The organism is Streptomyces sp. NBC_01352, assembly GCF_036237295.1.
Taxonomy (GTDB): Bacteria; Actinomycetota; Actinomycetes; order Streptomycetales; family Streptomycetaceae; genus Streptomyces; species Streptomyces plumbiresistens.
In genome coordinates this window covers 1,473,478-1,493,878 of sequence record NZ_CP108354.1, presented here as the reverse complement: position 1 = coordinate 1,493,878, position 20,401 = coordinate 1,473,478, and the positions used below count along the sequence as shown (strand labels likewise).

Annotated in this window: 18 protein-coding genes; 3 read left to right on the top strand and 15 right to left on the bottom strand. The window is 71.4% G+C overall.

Annotation, left to right across the window (positions count from 1 at the left end; genetic code table 11):
* Positions 1-3: 3 nt before the first annotated feature.
* Positions 4-1,593, bottom strand: a complete 1,590-nt coding sequence (locus tag OG252_RS07165) for a purine-cytosine permease family protein (RefSeq protein WP_329334554.1) — start codon at positions 1,591-1,593, stop codon at positions 4-6.
* 202 nt (positions 1,594-1,795) lie between these two features.
* Complete coding sequence (locus OG252_RS07160; RefSeq protein ID WP_329334552.1) at positions 1,796-2,347, bottom strand: hypothetical protein; 552 nt, start codon at positions 2,345-2,347, stop codon at positions 1,796-1,798.
* 334 nt (positions 2,348-2,681) lie between these two features.
* Here OG252_RS07160 and OG252_RS07155 point away from each other — a divergent pair, with 334 nt between their 5' ends.
* Positions 2,682-3,116, top strand: a complete 435-nt coding sequence (locus OG252_RS07155) for a protease inhibitor (RefSeq protein ID WP_329334551.1) — start codon at positions 2,682-2,684, stop codon at positions 3,114-3,116.
* A 135-nt stretch (positions 3,117-3,251) separates the two neighbouring features.
* Here OG252_RS07155 and OG252_RS07150 read toward each other — a convergent pair whose 3' ends face one another.
* The 4 genes from OG252_RS07150 to OG252_RS07135 form a co-directional block, all read right to left on the bottom strand.
* A complete protein-coding gene (locus OG252_RS07150; protein ID WP_329334549.1) occupies positions 3,252-3,659 on the bottom strand; it encodes an STAS domain-containing protein in 408 nt (135 codons plus the stop codon).
* A gap of 142 nt (positions 3,660-3,801) precedes the next feature.
* Entirely contained in the window at positions 3,802-3,999 is a 198-nt protein-coding gene (locus OG252_RS07145; RefSeq protein ID WP_266451181.1) for a CDGSH iron-sulfur domain-containing protein, read from the bottom strand.
* Positions 3,980-4,645 (bottom strand): HemK2/MTQ2 family protein methyltransferase, encoded by a 666-nt coding sequence (locus OG252_RS07140; RefSeq protein ID WP_329334546.1) that lies wholly within the window; start codon positions 4,643-4,645, stop codon positions 3,980-3,982. The genes OG252_RS07145 and OG252_RS07140 overlap by 20 nt, the downstream gene beginning before the upstream one ends.
* A gap of 21 nt (positions 4,646-4,666) precedes the next feature.
* Entirely contained in the window at positions 4,667-5,680 is a 1,014-nt protein-coding gene (locus OG252_RS07135; RefSeq protein WP_266451183.1) for an iron-containing redox enzyme family protein, read from the bottom strand.
* 75 nt (positions 5,681-5,755) lie between these two features.
* Between OG252_RS07135 and OG252_RS07130 the strand changes: the two genes are divergently transcribed.
* A complete protein-coding gene (locus OG252_RS07130) occupies positions 5,756-6,382 on the top strand; it encodes a flavodoxin family protein (RefSeq protein ID WP_329334544.1) in 627 nt (208 codons plus the stop codon).
* Here the strand turns inward: OG252_RS07130 and OG252_RS07125 are convergent, their stop codons facing one another.
* The 8 genes from OG252_RS07125 to OG252_RS07090 form a co-directional block, all read right to left on the bottom strand.
* Entirely contained in the window at positions 6,383-6,601 is a 219-nt protein-coding gene (locus OG252_RS07125) for a hypothetical protein (RefSeq protein ID WP_329334542.1), read from the bottom strand.
* A 66-nt stretch (positions 6,602-6,667) separates the two neighbouring features.
* Complete coding sequence (locus OG252_RS07120) at positions 6,668-7,675, bottom strand: Ppx/GppA phosphatase family protein (protein ID WP_266451186.1); 1,008 nt, start codon at positions 7,673-7,675, stop codon at positions 6,668-6,670.
* 113 nt (positions 7,676-7,788) lie between these two features.
* A complete protein-coding gene (locus OG252_RS07115) occupies positions 7,789-9,291 on the bottom strand; it encodes an MFS transporter (RefSeq protein WP_266451187.1) in 1,503 nt (500 codons plus the stop codon).
* Between the two features lie 125 nt (positions 9,292-9,416).
* On the bottom strand, positions 9,417-12,230 hold the full coding sequence (locus OG252_RS07110) for an NHLP bacteriocin export ABC transporter permease/ATPase subunit (protein WP_329334540.1): 2,814 nt from the start codon (positions 12,228-12,230) through the stop codon (positions 9,417-9,419).
* Between the two features lies 1 nt (position 12,231).
* Positions 12,232-14,454: an NHLP family bacteriocin export ABC transporter peptidase/permease/ATPase subunit gene (locus tag OG252_RS07105; RefSeq protein ID WP_266451189.1), complete on the bottom strand. Its 2,223-nt coding sequence runs from the start codon at positions 14,452-14,454 to the stop codon at positions 12,232-12,234.
* The gene (locus OG252_RS07100) at positions 14,451-15,257 is read right to left on the bottom strand and encodes an HlyD family efflux transporter periplasmic adaptor subunit (RefSeq protein WP_266451190.1); all 807 of its coding nucleotides are present in this window, start codon (positions 15,255-15,257) and stop codon (positions 14,451-14,453) included. The genes OG252_RS07105 and OG252_RS07100 overlap by 4 nt, the downstream gene beginning before the upstream one ends.
* Positions 15,258-15,390: 133 nt before the next feature.
* Positions 15,391-15,606: a type A2 lantipeptide gene (locus OG252_RS07095; RefSeq protein WP_266451191.1), complete on the bottom strand. Its 216-nt coding sequence runs from the start codon at positions 15,604-15,606 to the stop codon at positions 15,391-15,393.
* Positions 15,607-16,060: 454 nt separating this feature from the next.
* Positions 16,061-16,474, bottom strand: a complete 414-nt coding sequence (locus OG252_RS07090) for a PaaI family thioesterase (protein ID WP_266451192.1) — start codon at positions 16,472-16,474, stop codon at positions 16,061-16,063.
* Positions 16,475-16,659: 185 nt separating this feature from the next.
* Between OG252_RS07090 and OG252_RS07085 the strand changes: the two genes are divergently transcribed.
* Complete coding sequence (locus OG252_RS07085; protein ID WP_329334535.1) at positions 16,660-18,018, top strand: S1 family peptidase; 1,359 nt, start codon at positions 16,660-16,662, stop codon at positions 18,016-18,018.
* Between the two features lie 104 nt (positions 18,019-18,122).
* Here the strand turns inward: OG252_RS07085 and OG252_RS07080 are convergent, their stop codons facing one another.
* On the bottom strand, positions 18,123-20,273 hold the full coding sequence (locus OG252_RS07080) for a SpoIIE family protein phosphatase (protein WP_329334533.1): 2,151 nt from the start codon (positions 20,271-20,273) through the stop codon (positions 18,123-18,125).
* Between the last annotated feature and the right edge of the window lie 128 nt (positions 20,274-20,401).

The following is a 20,401-nucleotide window of genomic DNA, read 5'->3' as shown; positions in this document are numbered from 1 at the left end:
CGGTCAAGCCCGCGACGCGGCGGAGGGGTCCGGCAGAGCCGTCTCCCCGGCCGGCGCACCGGGACCGGTGACCGGCGGCACAGGGGTGTCGACGGTCCGGGCCAGCCGGGCGCCCTCGGGGCCGTAGACGGCCCGCGGTTCGGGGAACAGCCGCAGCATCGCCAGGTACAGCACCGCGGACACGACCAGGGACAGCGGCAGGCTGATGTCGACGCCGTTCGCCAGGTCGCCGAGCGGGCCGACGAACTGGCCCGGGATGTTGGTGAAGAGCACGCCGACGAGCGCCGACACCCACCAGGCGGTCATGCCCCGCCAGTTCCAGCCGTGCGCGAACCAGTAACGTCCGCCGCGCTGACGGCGGTTGAAGACCTGGAGCGCCTCCGGGTCGTACCAGCCGCGACGGACGTAGAAGCCCAGGATCATCACGACCATCCACGGAGTGGTGCAGGTGATGATCATCGTGGCGAAGGTCGAGATCGACTGTACGAGGTTCAGCCCGAAGCGCCCGACGAAGATGAACGCGATGGACAACACGCCGACCAGTACCGTCGCCTGCACCCGGGACAGCCGGGGGAACACCGAGGAGAAGTCCAGCCCGGTGCCGTACAGCGAGGTCGTGCCCGTCGACATGCCGCCGATCAGCGCCAGCAGACACACCGGCAGGAAGAACCAGCCCGGCGAGACGGCCAGCAGCCCGCCCACGAAGTCGGGGGCGGCCGGATCGACGTACTCCGGTGCCTTCTTGGCGATGATGCTCGCGGTCGCCAGGCCGAAGACGAACGGCAGCAGCGTCGCGATCTGCGACAGGAACGCGGCGCCGACCACCCGCCGGCGCGGGGTGCTCGCCGGGATGTAGCGCGACCAGTCGCCGAGGAACGCCCCGAAGGACACCGGGTTGGACAGCACGATCAGGGCCGCGCCGATGAAGGACGGCCAGAACAGGGCGTCGGTCGCCGCGTTGGCCGAGTCGGTGAACACGCCCGCGTAGGACGGGTCGAAGTCACCGGCGAAGGCGATCGCGCCGAGCAGGAACAGCACGGTCGCCGAGGCCACCGCGACCTTGTTGACGAACAGCATGAACCGGAAGCCGTACACGCACACCGCGAGGACCAGACCGGCGAACAGCGCGTACGCGACGCCGTACGTCACGTCGTCGCGCTCCAGGCCGAAGAGCCGGTGCGCGCCGCCCACCAGGGCGTCGCCGGAGCTCCACACCGAGATGGAGAAGAACGCGATCGCCGTGAGCAGGGAGAGGAAGGAGCCGACCACCCGGCCGTGCACGCCGAGGTGCGCGGACGACGAGACGGCGTTGTTGGTGCCGTTGACCGGACCGAACACCGCCATCGGGCACAGGATCAGCGCACCCACCACGACGCCGAGGAGGGTGGCCGCGAGCCCCTGCCAGAAGGACAGGCCGAACAGGATCGGGAAGGCGCCCAGCACACAGGTGGAGAAGGTGTTGGCGCCGCCGAAGGCGAGCCGGAACAGATCGAGCGGGCTCGCGCTGCGGTCCGCGTCGGGGATGCGGTCGACGCCGTGCGTCTCGACCTTTGTCAGGGACGGCGCGGGGGAGGAGTCGGGCTGCGGGGACAAGGGGGCTCCAGCGAGGGGACGGCGGTGGAGCGCGTGGTGGCGCGGGGGCGAGGACGGCCGCTCGCTGTCGCCGGGGTGGGGGATGCGAACGGATGCCGTCCTCTTGGGGATCTGCCGACCGTAAGGCCGTGCGAAAGATCCGCACCAGAGGACGGTTCATCCATCCCTCGGGGCGTGACTGGACGAATCATCCGCCTCCCGGTCACTCACCGTCCGCCGCGGGCTCCTCGGGCTCGGCGTCGGGTCCCTGGGCCCGCACCCGTTGGACGTGCTCGAGGGAGTCCCGCAGTTCGGCGAGCCAGTCGTCGGTGTGGCGCTGCACCAGGCGGACGCACCAGGCGAGGGCGTCGCTGCGGCTGCGGGCGACACCGGCGGCCACCAGGGTGTCGAGGACCTGGCGCTCGGGCTGGCGCAGCCGGGTCATCACGGGCGCCGCCACATGGGTGAACAGGACCCGCTCCCCGCCGCACTCCACGCCCCAGGACACCTTCCGGCGGAACTTGTGCTGGGCCTCCTGTGCCACCTCCATGCGCGTCTCCCGGGTGCGCTCCCGGAACTCCTGGACCCTGCCCTGCACGGCGGCTTCCCGCTCGGCGGCCGAGACGTCCTCGGCGAGCCGGGGTTCGAGGATGCGGCCGATCACGGTGATCTCCTCGCGGTCGGCTGTCACCTCGACCAGCGCCTCGAAGAGGTCGTCCGGCACGCGGCCGGCGAACCAGCCGCGCAGCTTCTCCTGCTGCTCTGTCGTAATCATGTAATCACCATTACTCCGCTGGGACGTCAGCACAAGGGGCGGACCGGAAGTGCGCTGAGGGCTGAAGCGGAATGTTTCAGGACTATTAAATGGCGGAGGGGATCAGGCCATCCGGCCGGAAAGGGCGATCAAGAACCGTGCGATTCCCGAGTTGAAACGTTCGAATTCCGTTACTTCACGCCACTGATTCAATACGCAAGGTTACTGAAACCCATGGGGTCGATGTGAGTTCCGGTGCCGGACTCGGCAGACTCGCGCTCGCCGCACCGGCACCGACCGAGCCGGATCGCGGCGCAGCGACATCTCGTCGAATCGAAGCGGAAGGATGCACACAATGCGGAACACCGCGCGCTGGGCAGCGACCCTGGGCCTCACGGCCACCGCAGTCTGCGGACCCCTGACAGGCGCCGCCCTCGCCGAACCCTCCACCACCCCGTCCGCGCTCTACGCCCCCTCGGCCCTGGTGCTCACCCTGGGCCACGGCGACAGCGCCGCCACCGTCACCCCGGAACGCGCGGTCACCCTCACCTGCGCCCCGACCGCCTCCGGCACCCACCCCGCCGCCTCCGCCGCCTGCGCGGAACTGCGCGCCGCCGACGGGGACTTCGACGCCCTGACGGTCAGAGGCGACGTCCTGTGCACCAAGGAGTACGACCCGGTGGTCGTCACCGTCGACGGTGTCTGGCGCGGCCAGCGCGTCTCCTACGAGCGCACCTTCGCCAACGAGTGCGTGAAGAGCTTCCACGGGGACAGCGTCTTCACGTTCTGAGGGACCGGGATCGCATGGTCCCCGTGAACGTCCCGGGGGGCCCGCAGTAGGGGAGTGCGTACCCCTGTCACGGGGACCTGTGATCCCGCACCGGGGGTCGGCGGGCGGAGTGGGGCCGCCCGCCGATTCCTCCGGTCATTCGTCTTCCTTCGCCACCGGCCCCTTCTCCACGGCCTCCTTCTCCGCGGGAACGTCCGGCAGTGGAGGGAAGCGGCCCAACAGGCCGGATGCCCGCAGGAGTTGGTGGATGCGCGGCCGGTCGCTGACGAGGCGGAGCCGGCCGCCGCGCTGCCGGGCCCGGGTCTCGGCCCGGCACAGCACGCGCAGTCCGGAGCAGTCGAAGAAGTCGACGCGCCTCAGGTCCACCAGCACGTCCGGTTCGGGGCCCGCGGTCGCCGCGTCCAGGTGCTCCACCAGGAAGCCGGCCGACGCCAGGTCTATCTCGCCCGCGACCTCGACCACCGTGAAGTGTCCGCTCGCCCGGGTGTGGGCATGGGGGTTCGCCGCAGGGGCTTCGAAGGCGCGGTCGTCCGCGTCCGGCATGTCCGCTCCACCTCGGCAGGGGCGCATTCGATCTCGGTAGCTACCCGGCCGCGGCACGAACCATCCCCGCTACGGGTCCCGTACGCCCTGGTTCACTCGACCAGGTGAATTTCCGCCGGTTCGATTGACGATCGCGCGTTGTCTAGCCCCGGTCGCGGTGGCTGGTGTCGCACCAGGGATACCGCCGACTGCGGCGGCAGGTGCACAGGGCCACGAGGAAGCGGTCGGAGACGACCGTGGTGCCGTCCTCCAGTTCCACTTCCACCGGGCCCTCCACCAGCAGGGGGCCGCGGCGCTGCACGGTGATCCGGCGGGGCTTGTCAGACGGGGAGTTCGGCACGGACGACCACCAGCTCTTCCTTCTTTTCGGCGGGCGACAGCAGCCCCCGCTCCCGCAGCCAGCCCTCCCGTCCCCGCAGCACCGGACCGAAGTCGATCCGCTGCCGCCGGGTCACGGACGCCTTCAACCCGGCCGAGCGCAGATGCTCCAGCGTCCGGCCGGGGTCGCTCAGCGCGGAGTGCACGATCAGCAGGACACCCCCGGGGCGCAACAGCGGCGGCGCCTCCCGGCAGATCCGGTCCAGCACGAACCGACCGTCACGGCCCGCGTCCCAGGCCCGGGCCGGCCCGTGCGGCAGCCGCGCGCCCAGAGGCGCCGGCACGTACGGCGGGTTGGTCAGAATGAGATCGAACGACCGGTCCCGCACGGGACCGAAGAGGTTCCCGCGCAGGATGCGCACCGGCACTCCCGCCAGCCAGGCGTTCAGCCGTGCCGTGCACACCGCCCGCCAGGACACGTCCACCGCGGTCACCCGGGTGCCGCGGCGCGCGGCCTCGAGCGCCAGCGCACCGGACCCGGTGCCCACGTCGAGCACGTCCGCGTCCGGTGGCAGCGGCTCTTCCGACAGGGCTTCGGCGAGCAGGGCGGTGTCCTCCTGAGGGGCATAGACGCCCGGCAGGACCAGCGGCAGTACCAGTGGATTCACCTCGACCGGGTACCCCGGCAATCAGGAGCTATGGGGCATTTCGGAAGCGAGGGGCGTGCGCAGCGACGACCGTCCGGCCCGCCAGTCGGTGAGCAGACGGGCGGCCAGGCGGTCCTCGACGTGTCCGGTGGCGTCGATACCGAAGGCGACATCGGCCTCCAGTTGTGGCTCCTCGGCCAGCAGCCCGCCGATGACCTCATGGCGTACGACCTGCTCGTGCACCGCGTCGGCCTCGACGTGTTCGTCGTAGAAGAACTCGGCGGCCGGCCCGGCGCCGGTACGCCGCATCGCCTCGGCCAGCCGCCGCGAGCCCGGCGACGAGGTGATCTCCACCGCCGCGAAGTGGCCCACCAGCGCACCCCGGAGGGATCGGTGCAGGCCGAACAGGGACATGAGGTTCACCGTGGCCAGCACCTCCGCGGACGCCGCGTCGAGGTAGCGGCCGTACGTCGTGTCGAGGCCCAGGTCCGTCATCAGGTCGGCGAACAGCCGCGCGTGCACGCGGTCGGGGCGGCCGCCGCCGTACTCGTCGAACTCCACCGCCGCCATCCCCGCCTTGGCCCGGCCCCACAGCCGCGGCAGCACCCAGGCGTGCGGATCGGCCTCCTTGAGGTGGTACAGCGAGCGCTGCGCGGCGTACTCGCGCACCTGCCACAGCTCGCCCTCCTTGTGCAGGTAGTGGGTGACGCCCGTCCCGTCGACCGGTTCGACCAGGATCTCGGCCAGCGCGTCCGCCGCTCTCTCGTGCACGGCGGTGTCCGCGCGGAGGGCGGACAGGAAGCGCTGCTCCAGCGCGGCGCGGGTGCGCAGCAGGTCCGGGTCCCACTCGTGGTCCGGGGCGACGCCCTCGAAACCGCGGTAGTGCAGCTCGTAGCAGAGATACAGGGCCAGCTGGAGGTCGTCGCCGTACGCGGTCGCGCTCGCGACCTCCTCGGGGCGCGGCAGCGGCCCGGCACCGCGGAGGTACTCCGTCACGGCTGCCGAGACGGGCCCCCGGGCGGAGGGCAGGCGTGGTTCCTGACTCTCGTGTGGCATGTGCCCCGGGTACCCAGGCCGTGCGGCCTGCCACTCCCTGACTGGAGTCGGCGCGCAGGGGTACTCCGGGCCGACATGAAGGCGCTCGTGATCAACTGCACCCTCAAGAGGGCGCCGGAACCCTCCAACACCGGGGCGCTGGCGGGCGTCGTCGCCGAACGGCTCGAGAAGGACGGTGTGGAGGTCGAGGTCCTGCGGGCCGTGGACCTGAACATCGAACCCGGCGTGACCAGCGAGCCCGTACGCGAGGGCGACGTCTGGCCGGGGGTCCACGACAAACTGCTGGACGCCGAGATCCTCGTGACGGCCTCGCCGACCCGGCTCGGCCGGCCGTCCTCCGTCGCCTGGGGGCACCCCCTCTGGGGGAGGGTCCTGGAGCGGATGGACGCGCTGATGTCCGAGACCGACGACGAGGGCAGGCCCGTCGCCTACAACCGGGTCGCGGGCGTGGTCGTCACCGGCAACGAGGACGGCGCGCACCACGTCATCAGCGAGATCTCGGGCGCGCTCGCCGACCTCGGCTGCACGATCCCCGGCCAGGCGTGGACCTACTGGCACCTCGGGCCCGGGCCCGGTCCCGACCACCTCGACGACGAGCGGGGCCGGGACTGGTCGCACCGGACGGGCAGGGCCATGGCGGCCAACCTCTTCGGCGTGGCGAGCGCCCTGGCGGCACGCCCCGTGAGCGCGCCGCCGGGCTAGTCAGTCGCCCTCGGACTCCTCCTGGGCGCGGGTGTTCGGGGTGATGGCCTCCGAGGCCTCCCCCCGGTGCCGGCGCTGCTCGGCGGAGTCCCGGGTACGCGTCTCGGCGTCCTCGGTCTCGCGCAGGACCTCTTCGAGCGCGGTTTCGGGTCCATCGGTCCGGCCGCTGTTCCTGTCGTTCTTCTCGGAGTTCTTCTCGGGGTTCTTGGCGTCGGACACGGCTGTCTCCCTTCTCGGGTTCCTCAGAGTTCCTCCGGTGCCCCCGGTTCCCCCGGCTTCCTCGGTTCAGTTGCTCGCCGTCGCGAGGTGCAGCGGCACCGGATCCGGCAAAGCCGCCTCTTCGTTGCGGCGGATGATCTCCGCCCACCAGGGCGCCCCGTCCTCGATGTGACGCAGCAGCACCCCTTCGCGGATCGCCCACGGGCACAGCGTGAGCGTCCTGATCCCGGTCAGCTTCATAGCCGTGTGCCCGACCACCGCGCCGGCCAGGCTCTGCGCCGCGCGGGGCGCGGAGATGCCGGGAAGCGCGGCGCGTTGGGCGGCGGGCAGGACGGCCAGACGGGCGACCGCCTCCCGCAGGTCCTCGCGGTGCAACTGCCGTTCCGTGAACGGGCCGTACCGGCCGGGAGGGGCCCCGCACAGCCGGCCCAGCTGCTGGAAGGTGCGGGAGGTGGCCACCGCGGTGTGCGGTCCTTCCCAGCGGATCCGGGCCGCCACGTCCCGCAGTTGATGGCGGACCTTGCGGCGCAGCGCCCGTACCAGCTCCGGCGGAGGCGGGTCCTGGCCCTCGAAGAACTCGTGGGTCAGCCGGCCCGCGCCGAGCGGCAGCGAGGCCACGAAGTCCGGTAACCGGCCGCGGCCGAAGGCCACTTCGAGCGAGCCGCCGCCGATGTCCAGCAGGGCCAGCGGCCCCGACCGCCAGCCCATCCAGCGCCGCGCCCCGAGGAACGTGAGCTCGGCCTCCACCTCGCCCGGCAGCGTGCACAGCCCGACTCCCGTCCGGGTCCGTACGGTACGCAGCACCTCCTGGCGGTTCGGGGCGCCGCGCACCACCGCGGTCGCGAAGGCCAGGGGACTCGCCGCACCCCAGCGGGCCGCGGTCCTGTCCGCCTCGGCGACCGCATCGACGAGCCGTTCGACCGCCTCCTCCGGTACCGGGGCGCCGGGCTTCACATGATCGGACAGCCTCAGGCGCCACTTGGCGGTGTGGACGGGCAGCGGCACGCCGCCCTCCGCGTCCGCGACGACGAGTCTGACCGCGTTGGATCCCACGTCAACCACGCTGATTCGCATGCACCGTGGGTACCCCGTCGCGGGATCGTCCAACGTCAGCCGTGCGAGGAGGGGCCGCCGTCTCCCTGCAGACGGCGGCCCCTCGGTCTGATTGTGGCTCGGTTCGAGCCGGATCACATATGGACGACCGGTGCGGCCTCCGGGTCCTGCTCCGGCACCCCGCGCCGGTAGAGCAGGAAGGCGATCAGCGCGCCGGCGGCGAAGAAGCCGGCCGACCACCAGAAGGCGGTGGTGTAGCTCTCGATCGTCGCCTGCGCCTGGACCAGCTTGTCGCTGGGGTCCTTGCCCGCCAGGTAGTCGGTCGCGGCGCTCGCGGCCAGCGTGTTCAGCAGGGCGGTACCGATCGAACCGCCCACCTGCTGCATGGCGTTGACGGTGGCCGAGGCGACGCCCGCGTCCTCGGCCGCGACCCCGCCGGTGGCCAGCTGCATGGCCGGCGGCATGACCAGACCCAGACCGAAGCCGGTCACGATCAGCTGCGGCAGCACCGCGGTCGTGTAGTCGGAGCCGACGCCGATCCCGGTCAGCCAGGCCATGCCGACCGCGGCGACCGCGAAGCCCAGCGGGATGACCGCCTTCGGCCCGATCCGCGGGACCAGGACCGTGGTGCTGATCTGCGCGGCCACCATCAGCGCGGCGACCATCGGCAGGAAGGCGACGCCGGTCTTGGTCGGGCTGAAGGCCAGGTTCAGCTGCAGGTAGTAGGTGAGGAAGAGGAACACACCGAACATGCCCGCGCCGGAGATCAGTACGGCCATGAAGGAGGCCGCGCGGTTGCGGTCCAGCAGGATGCGCAGCGGCAGCAGTGGGTGCGCGGCGCGGGTCTGCCACCAGGCGAACGCGGTCAGCAGGGCACCGCCGGCGATCAGGAAGCCCCAGGTCGCGGGGGAGTTCCAGTCGTGCGTCTCCGCGTTGGAGAAGCCGTAGACCAGGGAGAACAGACCGGCGGCGACCAGAACGGTGCCCGGCACGTCCAGCTTGGAGTTGGCGGCGTCGCGCTTGTTGGACAGGAGTATCCAGCCGCCGACGAAGGCGAGGACGGCGATGAGGACGTTGACGTACAGCGTCCAGCGCCAGTCGAGCGCGTCGGTCAGGATGCCGCCGAGCAGCAGGCCCACCGCACCGCCCGCACCGGCGATGGCGCCGTACACGCTGAACGCCTTGGCCCGTTCGCGGGCGTCGGTGAACGTCGTGTTGAGCAGGGAGAGCGCGGCGGGCGCGAGCAGCGCGCCGAAGGCGCCCTGGAGGGCACGCGCGGTCACCAGCATCTCGAAGTTGGTCGCGGCGCCGCCGAGCGCGGAGACGGCCGCGAAGCCGACGACACCGACGAGGAAGGCGGGCTTGCGGCCGAACAGGTCCGCGATCCGGCCGCCGAGCAGGAGCAGGGAGGCGAACGCCAGGGCGTACGCGGTGACGATCCACTGCCGGTTGCCGTCGGAGAACCCGAGGTCGGCCTGGGCCGAGGGCAGGGCGATGTTCACGATGGTGGCGTCCAGCACCACCATGAGCTGGGCGAGGGCGACGACGGCGAGGATCCACCACCGCTTGGAGGCGGACGCGGTGGGGGCGTGGACGCCGCCCGCCGGATCGCTCTCGGTCAAGGTCTTCTGGGACATCGGGGAACCACTCCAGGGAAAGTCGTCCGAAGGTAACGTACTGGTAAACGAAACTGTTTCGTACACCTGGAGGCTAGACCACTTTCTGCGAAACGGCAACGTTTCGCTGGAGCGCCCGGGAGGCGCTACGCCATCTGCCGCCGCACCAGCTCGTGCAGCCGCCCGCCGGTGTCCGCCAGGAGGTGCGCGGGCGGGCCCTGCTGGGCGACCTTGCCGTCCTCCATGACGATCACGCGGTCCGCGTCCAGCACCGTCGACAGGCGGTGCGCGATGACGATCCGGGTGGCGTTGAGGGCCCTGGTGCTCTCGATGACCGTGCGCTGCGTCTCGTTGTCGAGGGCGCTGGTCGCCTCGTCGAAGAAGAGGATGCGCGGACGGCGGATCAAGGCCTGGGCGATCATGAGGCGCTGGCGCTGGCCGCCGGAGATCGCCCCGCTGCCCGAGACGATGGTGTGCAGCCCCATCGGCATCCGCTTGATGTCCTCGGCGAGCCCCGCCATCTCGGCCGCCGCGAGGGCCTCCTCCGGCGTGTAGGGCTCGGTGCCGCAGATGACGTCGAGGATGGACCCGGTGAACGGCTGCGCGTGCTGGAGCACCACCCCGCACTGCCGCCGTACGGCGGACTGGTCGAGGGCGGCCAGGTCCTGGCCGTCGTACAGCACACTGCCCGAGACCGGCCGGTCGAAGCCGATCAGCAGCCTGAGCAGGGTCGACTTGCCACAGCCGCTCGGGCCGACGATCGCCACGAACTCGCCCGGCCGTACGTCGAACGACACGTCGTCGAGGACCAGCGGACCGTCGTCCGAGTAACGGAAGGAGAGCCTGCGGGCCTCGATCCCGCCGGACAGCGGGCCGGGGCGGGTGCTGGCCGTCCGCACCTCGGGCGCGGCCTCCAGCACCGGCTTGATCTCCTCGAACAGCGGCAGCGCGGAGACCGCCGAGACGAAGGAGCCGGTCAGCTGGGCCACCGCCGTCAGCAGCATCGTCACCGAGGTGTTGAAGGTGAGGAACGCGGCCGCCGACATCGCCCCGCGCGCCGGACCCGCCAGCAGCATGAACATCAGCAGGGTGCACAGCGGCAGGTAGACCGCGCCCATCACCGTGGTGAGGTTCTTGATGCGGCCGACCTTCTGCTGGAGCTCGCGGCTGCGCGCGAACTCCGAGGCCCAGGCGGCGTAGGCGTAGTTCTCGGCCGCCGCGACCCTGAGCTTCGGCAGGCCCCGCAGGGTCTGGAACGCCTGGTTGTTCAGCTTGTTGCCGAGCACCACGAGGCGCCGCTGCCAGCGCACCTGCCACAGCCCGAGCCCGAGGAAGATCGCGGCGATGACGACGAGCATCCCGATCGCCGCCAACGCCATCGAGGCGCTGTACCAGAACAGCAGTCCCAGGTTCATCGCGCCGACGGTCACCGACTGGGCGATCACCGGACCGAGGCCCGCCATCGTCCGGCGGATCGCGCTGATGCCCATGGCCGCGCTGGCCAGCTCGCCGGTCGAGCGCTCGGTGAAGAACTTGGTCGGCAGCCTCAGCAGGCGGTCCCAGACCGCCGGCTGGAGCGTCGACTCGATACGGCCCTCCAGGCGGAGCATGGTCAGGTTCTGCATCAGCATGAAGGCCGCCGCCACCACGCTGCTGATCATCACCGCCAGACAGACCTGCACGATCAGGTGGGTCTGCGCCTTCGGCACGAACTCGCCGAGCACCTTGCCGGTCGCGATGGGCACCAGCGCCCCGATCGCCACCGTCACCAGACCGCTGATCACGAGGTTCGTCAGGTCGCCGCCCGTGCCGCGCATGCTGAAGCGGAGCAGCCCGAGCGGAGTGAGCGGCCGGTCGGGCAGCGGACGGTAGAACATCACCGCGCGCGGCTCGAACTCCTCCGCGTTCGCCTTCTCGATCGGTGTCTCGCGACCGGTCGCCGGGTGCACGGACACATAGCCGCCGCGCCGCCACAGCAGCGCCACCGGTGCACCGGACAGGGCCCGGTGGCCCACCAGCGGGCCGACGTTGTCCCGCCACCAGCGGCCGTCGAGGCGTACCGACCTGGTGCGCACCCGGGAGGCCAGCGCGATCCGCTCGACCGGGTCGAGCCGGTCGCTCTCGGTGCCGGACTGCGCGGGATCGGCAAGGGGGATCCCGGCCGCCCGGGCGACCAGCTTGCAGGCCGCGTAGCTGGCGTCGGCGTCGGCGGCCGTCGCACGCTTCGACGACTTCCCGATGGACGCGAGCAGGGTCCGGTCGGCCTGGGCGCGGACCGCCTCACCGGCCTTGATGCCGGCGGCCGTCCGGGTTTCGTGCGTGTGCTCCAGCTGTTCGATCCACCGGTCCAGCGTGGTCAGCAGCCGGTACTGCTGGTCGACCATGCTCTGCCACACGGCCGGGTCCATCAACAGGTCGGCCGCCGCCTCCGCCCCGTACAGCGAGCCGTACTGCACGCTGCCCGGCGGGACCTGCATCCAGAAGACGTCGTCGTCGGTGGGCGCGGCCGCCCGGTCCGTGGCCATCGGCGCCTGGAAGAGGATGGACAGACTGCGGCCGACGCCCAGGGCGAGGGCGTACTCCAGCGGGCTCGTCGTCGGCGGCACGTACTGGGGATTGCCGTACTCGTCGTAGGACCACGTCTGGGTGTTCGCGGGCTGGTACAGCTCGCGCAGGTTGATGCGGCGCACCACGCAGTCCCGGAGCGGACGGGCCACCAGGGTGTGCTGGGGCCCGGGGACCGGGCCGAGGAGCAGCGAGCCCGCCTCCAGCCGGCCGAGGTGGTGCCAGTGGCCCTGCCCCTCGGCGTCCACCGCGAACAGGTCCACGGCACCCGCCGCGACCAGCCACAGCACCTGCGGCCCCTCCAGGTCGATCCGGCTGAGGCCGACGCAGTCGACGGGCGTGCCCATGGTCCCGAGCGCGCCCAGCACGAGGTCCGGCTCGTGTGCGGTCGTCATCTCACCGTTCCCTGACCAGCTCGGCGTACGCGCCACCGCGCGCCACCAGCTCCTCGTGCCGTCCGCGTTCCACGATCGTGCCGTGCTCGAGTACGACGATCTCGTCGCTGTCGCGCACGGTGCTGAGCCGGTGTGCGATCACCACACAGGCACAGCCGCGCTTGCGCAGGTTGTCCATGACGGTCAGCTCGGTCTCCGCGTCCAGCGCGCTGGTGACCTCGTCCAGGACCAGGATGCTGGGCCTGCGCACCAACGCCCGGGCGATCTCCAGGCGTTGACGCTGTCCCCCGGAGAAGTTGCGGCCGTCCTGCTCGACCCTGCTGTGGATGCCGCCGGGGCGGCGCATCACGACGTCGTACAGGGCGGCGTCCCGCAGCGCGTCCACCACGGCGTCGTCGGGGATCGACGGGTCCCACAGCGCGATGTTGTCGCGGACCGAGCCCTCGAAGAGGAAGACGTCCTGGTCGACGAAGGAGACGGACGCGGCCAGAGCCCCGCGCGGAATGTCGTCGATGCGCTGGTCGTCGATACGGATCACGCCCTCCCAGGGCGCGTACAGGCCCGATATCAGCCGGGACACCGTGGACTTGCCGCTGCCGGAACCGCCGACCAGCGCGACCTGCCGGCCCGGGCCGACGGTCAGGTCGAAGCCGGAGAGCAGGGGCTTGTCGAGCGGGTTGTAGCCGAAGGTGATGTTCTGCAGCTCGACATGCCCCTGCAGGCGGCGCGTCGACTCGCCGGCGCCGGGACGGCCGTAGAGCGGGTCGGCCTGGAAGTTCTCCACGTCCTTCAGGCGGGCCACGTCGGCCGCGAAGTCCTGGATGCGGCCCGCGACGCCGTTCAGCCGGGTGATCGGAGCGGTGAAGCGGGTGACGAGCGACTGGAAGGCGACCAGCAGGCCGACCGAGATCCCGCCCTCGATCGCCCGCATCCCGCCGATCCACAGGATCAGCGCGCTGTTCAGCGCCGCCAGCGTCGGTGCGACCACACCCAGCCAGGCGCTCGGCACACCGAGCCGCTGCTGCTCCTCCAGCGTGGTGGCGTGCTGCCCGGCCCACTTGCGGAAGTAGCCGTCCTCGCCGCCGGTCGCCTTCATCGTCTCGATCAACTGCAGGCCGGTGTACGCCGTGTTGGTGAGCCGGGCGCTGTCGGCGCGCAGCTTCGCCGTACGCGTGGCGCGCAGTTTGATGACGACCCGCATGGCCACCACGTTCAGCAGGGCCACGCCGATGCCGACATAGGTGAGCTGCGGGTCGTACGTGTAGAGCAGCACCGCGTAGAGGACGACGACCACGGCGTCCACGCCCGCCGCCGCCAGGTCGCGGGCCAGCGTCTCGGCCACCTGGTCGTTGGACTGCAGGCGCTGCACCAGGTCGGCGGGGCTGCGCTGGGAGAAGAAGGTGACCGGCAGCCGCAGCAGATGGCGCAGGAAGCGGGCGCTGGAGAGCGTGGAGGAGATGATGCGGCCGTGCAGCAGGTTCGCCTGCTGCAACCAGGTCAGCACCAGGGTGAGCAGCACGGACGCGCCCATCGACGCGAACAGCACCCCGAGCAGGGAGGTCTGGCCCCCGATCAGGAACATGTCGATGTACTGGCGGCTCAGCGCCGGCACCGTCGCGCCGACCACGACCAGCAGCAGACTCGCCAGCACCGCGGCGGGCATGGTGCCCGCGGTGCCGCGCAGCCGGGCCGGCATCGCGCCCAGCACACCCGGCTTGCGCCCGCCCTTGGTGAAGCCCTCGCCGGGCTCCATGACCAGGACGACACCGGTGAAGCTGCCGTCGAAGTCCTCCATCGGCACGAAACGGCGGCCCTTGCCGGGGTCGTTGATGTACACCCCGCGCCGCCCGAAGCGGCGCCCCATGCCGTCGTAGACGACGTAGTGGTTGAACTCCCAGAACAGGACGGCCGGCGTGCGCACCTCGGCGAGGGCGGCCGTGTCCATCTGCATGCCCTTGGCGGTCAGGCCGTAACTGCGGGCCGCCTTGAGCAGGTTGCTGGCCCGTGAGCCGTCCCGGGAGACACCGCAGGCGATGCGCAGCTCCTCCAGCGGAACGTGCTTGCCGTAGTGGCCGAGCACCATGGCCAGGGAGGCGGCGCCGCACTCCACGGCCTCCATCTGGAGCACGGTGGGGGTACGGACCGTCTTGACCCTGCCCTTGGGGACCGGTCGTTTGGGCGGGGCGGCTCTGCGCCTGCTTCTGGTGTCCTGGGCGGCACTCACGGCAGCAGCCAATCGACGGGACGCTGATCGGCCAGCCGGATCGAGGCATTGGCCGTCGTCATGGAGGTGAGGGAGAACGGCGGCCCGTCCGCGGAGGACCACTTGTAGCCGCTCTTCGTGCCGGACGACTTGTCCAGCCTGACCAGCACGGCCACCGGCCGGCCGTCCTTGGTGAACTGCTCGCCGAGCTGGCTGTCCCCGAGGAACGCGCCGATCTGCTGGGCCGACTGGGCGGAGCGGTCCACCGTCTTCACATGGCCGCGCAGCACGCCGTACTCCTGGGTGGGCACCGAGGAGACGGTCAGGTCCACGGCGGCGTTCGCGGGGATGGAGGCCGCGTTCTCGGCGGGGACGTACACCGTGGCGTACAGCGGGTCGGTGGCGCGGGCGACCTTCTCGACGGCGGCGACGTTCGCGCCGGTCTGGATGATCTGGCCGATGGTGGCGGCGAGCGCGGTGACCCGGCCCGCGGCGACCGTCCGGACGACGGTGTCGCCCTCGGCCGTACGCACCTTCAGGACGGGGGCGTTGGCGGGCAGCCGCTCGCCCTGCTCGGCGACGACCGCCGTGACCTGGCCGGCCACCGGGCTCTGCAGGATGTAACTGCCCTCGCCGTGGGTGAGGATCGCGGGCGCGCCGACCGTGGAGGCCACCGAGCCGGTCACCGCCCACACGGACGCGGCGGCCATGACGACCACCGTCACGGACAGCACGAGCCAGCCCTGCGGGCGGGCGAAACGCACCGGAAGGTCGAGCTCCTCCGGCGACTGGAGCTTGGCGAGGGCCTGTTGGCGGAACTGCACGGAACTTTCCCTCACCTGCGAACGAGACCTGCGAACGAGTAAGGACCGGCTCGCGCGAGCCGGCTGGTTCACGACAACCGAGAGCCCCGGAGCCGTGTACGGCTCCGGGACTCAACGATCACAGAAGGTGCGATCAGAGACCGGCGACCAGGCTGGTGACCGGGGCGGTGTTCAGGCCGGTGGCACCCTCAACCGTGCCGACAACCGTGTTGACCAGGCCGGAAACCGGGGCGATGCCGTCCACCAGGCCGGTGACGGTGCCCAGGGCGTTCACGGACAGGCCGCCGGAGACGTTGTCGAGGTCGGCGTCGGAGATCTCGACGGTCTCAACCTGGGGGGTGGAGTTCATGATGGAACTTCCCTTCATATGGATATTCACAAGGGGGGAGCGGCACCCCTCTGGGGACAGACGGACGGCCGCGACCGCAGGCACCGGGCGCCCGTTTCCGGAAAGCCCTTGGCGGCCCCTGCGGTGCGATGGATCAAAGCACGCTGCGGGTCCGGGCATCCAATCAACCAACCGCCTCACCAGGGCACTTGTGCCCCAGGAGTACCCATCCGTGCAGGAGTGGGCACGGCTTGACGGCGACTTCTTCACACCTGACACGGCTGTGTGCCAGTACGGGCTCTTGCGCTCCCCGGCGCGAATCCGACACTCCGCGCCAATGACGTGCGGGACCCCCCGGCTTGTGCAGATCCTTCGCGTGCCGTGACCTCGTTGGGCATTCGATGTGCAGATTCCCTGGAGCAAGGATTCGACCCGGTGTTCGCGACAGACCGTTGCTGACCGATAGCTGAACGTGTCAGCCCAGTAGTGCGTAGACCGTGCTCGCCCGTGCCGCGATCTGTCCGGACCGCTCGTCGGTCAGCGTGATGTCGGCGAACGCCATCCGGCGGCCCAGCTTGGTGAGGACCGCTTCGATCAGGACATCCGAACCGGTCACCGCCCGCTGGAAGGACGTGGACTGCTGCACCGTCGTCATCGGCCCGTAGGCGCCCCGGGCGGCCGACACCGCGATCACGGTGGCCGTGTCGGCGGCGGCCATCAGGGCCTGCCCCGACAGCCCGCCGCCCTCCCGGGACAGGCGGTCCGACCAGGGAAGTCGCAGGGTCGCGCGGTCGTCGCCCAACGCCTCGACCCGCAGACCCAGTTCGAGGACCCAAGGGGCGAAGTTGTCGGCGAGGATCTTGTCGGCTTCGGCGGTGGTCATCGTCATATGGGGGATTGTTCCCCGCGCCGGGCCGTCGGGCGCGGTCGTGGCCGATTCGGTGTTTCACGCGGGGCGCACGGAAACGGAATTGAACGCGCCGTGAGCCCCGTGCGTACCCACTGCCATCCAGGCGCCCTTAACAACTGCCGCACACCGGCAGCAGACTCCGGTCCCTCAGGAGGTCGAGAAGTTTGAGTCACAAGCGAATTCCGAAGCGCAAGGCCGCGTTGGCGGCGGGCAGTGTGGTGGCGCTCGGAGCGGCGGCGATCCTCTTGCCGAACGCCAACGCCTCCCAGGACGGCTCCTCGGCCGACACCGCCGCCGCGCCCAGAACCCTCAAGGCGGGGGACGCCTCGGATCTCGCCTCGCAACTCGCCGGACTGCTCGGTGACGCCTTCGCCGGTTCCTACTACGACGCCGACCAGCAGCAGCTCGTCGTCAACGTCATATCCGGCGACAACAACAACGTGATCGTCCAGGCGAAGAAGGCGGGCGCCGCCATCCGCGAGGTCGACAACAGCATCCGCGAACTCGAGGCCGGCGCCCAGACCCTCAAGTCCGAGGCGACCATCCCCGGCACCGCGTGGGCCGTGGACCCCAGGACCAACAAGATCCTGGTCACCGCCGACAGCACGGTCACCGGCGCCAAGTGGGACACCCTGGAGTCGACCGTCGAGAGCCTCGGCTCCGGCATGGCCACCATCAAGAAGTCGGCCGGTACCTTCAAGACGTTCCTCTCCGGCGGTGACGCCATCTTCGGCGGCGGCGCACGCTGCTCGGCGGGCTTCAACGTCACCGCGGGCGATGGCAGCCCCGCCTTCCTGACCGCCGGTCACTGCGGGGTCGCGGAGGCCGCCTGGTCCGACACCCAGGACGGTGAGCCGATCGCCACCGTCGACCAGGCCACGTTCCCCGGTGACGGCGACTTCGCGCTCGTCAAGTACGACGACCCCGCGACGGTGGCGCCCAGCGAGGTCAACCTCGGCGACCAGACCGTGCAGATCTCCCAGGCCGCGGACGCGGAGGTCGGCCTCGAGGTGTTCCGGATGGGCAGCACCACCGGGCTGAGCGACGGCCAGGTCCTCGGACTCGACGCCACCGTCAACTACCCGGAGGGCACCGTCACCGGGCTCATCCAGACCGACGTCTGTGCCGAACCCGGCGACAGCGGCGGCTCCCTGTTCACCCAGGACGGTCTCGCGATCGGCCTGACCTCGGGTGGCAGCGGCGACTGCACGGTCGGCGGCGAGACCTTCTTCCAGCCGGTCACCACCGCACTGGCGGCGGTCGGCGCGACGCTCGGCGCGGGCGACGCGGCGGGCGGCGAAGAGGCCGGAGCGGGCGAAGAGGCCGGTGCCGGTGAAGAAGCCGGAGCGGGTGAAGAAGCCGGTGCCGGTGAAGAAGCCGGAGCTGGCGAGGAGGCCGGCGCCGGTCAGGAAGTCGGCGGCGAAGAGGCCGGCGGCGAAGCGGTCGGCGGTGAGGAAGCCGGTACCGGTGACGACACCGGCACAGGCGTCGAGGACGGCTCCGGCCTGACCGAGACCAACTGAGCCACGCGTCGGGAGCGGTTCGCCCCCACTGAGCCGCTCCCGACGCGCGACGACACGGACCGGTCCGGCCCTCCGGCGGGAGGGCCGGACCGGTCCGTCCCGCGTCAGCCCTCCGCCCGCGCCCTCAGCAGCAACAGCGCCACGTCGTCGCTCCGCTCCTGCGTGGCCGCGCTGTGGCGGACGAGTTCGTCGGCCAACTCGTCCAGGGGCCGGTCGCCGGCCTCGGCCAGCCGCCGGCCCAGCAAGGCGAGCGCGTCCTCGATGTCGACGCCGGGCGACTCGATCAGCCCGTCGGTGTAGAGGACGAGCACACTGCCGGGAGCCAGGTCCACCTCCGTGGTCGGATACACCGCCGAGCCGTCGATGCCCAGCAGCGGCCCGCCGGCCAGGTCCAGCACCCGCACCCGCCCGTCGGGACGGCGCAGCAACGGCGGCGGATGTCCCGCCCGGGCCATCACGGCCCGCCCCCGCTCCGGATCGAGCCGCAGATACAGACAGCTGGCGAAGAGATCCGAACCGAGGTCGATCAGCAGCCGGTTGGTGCTGCGCATGACCTCCTCGGGAGCCTGGCCCACGGTCGTGTACGCGCGTACGGCGGTACGGATCTGCCCCATCAGCCCGGCCGCGGTGACGTTGTGGCCCTGCACGTCCCCGATCACCGCCGCCGCCGGCCCCTGCCCCCGCACCAGGTCGTAGAAGTCGCCGCCGATCTCCATGCCCCGGGTGGCGGGAAGGTAGCGCGCCGCCGCGTCGATGCCGGGCAGCCGCGGCAGCGAGTGCGGCAGCAGGGCCTGCTGCAGGCCGTGCGCCAACTGGTGTTTGACGTCGTAGAGCACGGCCCGCTCCAGTGCCTGGGCGATCAGCCCGCCCAGGCTCGTCAGGACCGCCCGCTCGTCCGTGGGGAAGGGGTGCGGCTCGGCGTAGGCGAGGACACACGTGCCCACCGGGCGGCCGGACGCGATCAGCGGCAGATACGCCCAGGACGCGAAGCCGTCCGGCGTCGCGTGCCGCGCCGGATACAGCCGTTCCAGCTCCTGCCGGGAGTCGAAGAAGGCGGGCACCCCGCTGGTCAGGACATGCGCGCCGGGCGTCTGTTCGGTCAGCGGCAGCCCGTCGAAGCGTTCCACGAGGTGCGGGTCCTCATATCCGCGGTGCCCCAGCACATGCAGGCGGCCGGCCCGGGAACCGAGGACGACCAGCGCCTGGCTGCCCACGGCCGGGGCGATCTCGTCCGCGACCAGCTGCACCACGTCCTGCACGCTCACCGCCTCGGTGAGCGCCCCGGCCAGGCTCAGCACCTGGGAGATGGTCACGAGCCGGGACGGGGCGTCACCGGGCTGCGGACCCGCCCGTCTCATCTCCGCCACCGCCCGAGCCCGGCTGATGCGCACGCTCAGCCCGGTCGTGCTCGGATACAGGCGGAACGACAGCCAGTCGTCCGGCGGGCGCAGCGCCACGAACGACGTGGTGTGCTGACTCATCAGCGCGGCCCGGTAGCGGTCCTCGTACGCCGGGTCGTTGAGCCAGGGAACCGACGCCCACAGCGTGGATCCCAGCAACTGGTTCACCGGCACGCCCATCAGCTCGGCGGCGGCCGTGTTGGCGAAGGAGACCAGCCCGTGCAGATCGAGCGAGCACAGTCCGTACGGCAGCCGCGCCACCATCCGCGCCGCCTCCACCGTGCCGAGGGTGCCGGCCGCGCCGCCCACCGTCGGCGCGGCCAGCAGATCGGGTTCGGAGTGCAGCGGGACGCTGTCCTCGACGGCCCGCTCCAGCCGTACCGCCAGCCGGTCGCAGGCCGCGGTCAGGTGGTCCCGCTCCCGCTCGGACAGCTCCGGCGGATGCGAACCGGGCCAGGTCACGAAGACCGCGCCGTACTGGGTGGTCCTGGTGGCGACGGGCACCGCGGCCAGCGCGAAGGGGTAGGGCAGCACGACCGCGATCCGCGGATAGAGGCGCGCCATGTCCTCCTCGCCGCCCACCCAGACAAGCCGCCGCTCGCGCACCGCCTCGGCCACCGGGATCGGCGCGCTCACCCCCACCCGCTCCCACGGCGCCGCGAACGCCCGGGGCAGCCCCGCCATCACCGCCATCTCCAGCACCGAGGCGTCGTCCGCCAGCAGATACACAGCCCCGGAGTGTGCGTGGACCTCGTCCATCATCGCCGCCAGCGCCAGCGACAGGAGGGGCCGGCCGACGCGGGTCCTCGCGGTCACCGGCTGCGCGGACGTCTGCCCGTCGGTCACGCCGACCACCTCCTCGCCCGGCCGAGCGACGGCTCCCCAGGGCTCAAATCTGCCCCCTGGAGGCCCATCCCGCACGGCGAGCGGCGTCCGGGCCCATCGGCGCCGGCTCGCGTACGGCACAGGAATGCCCGCGGCAC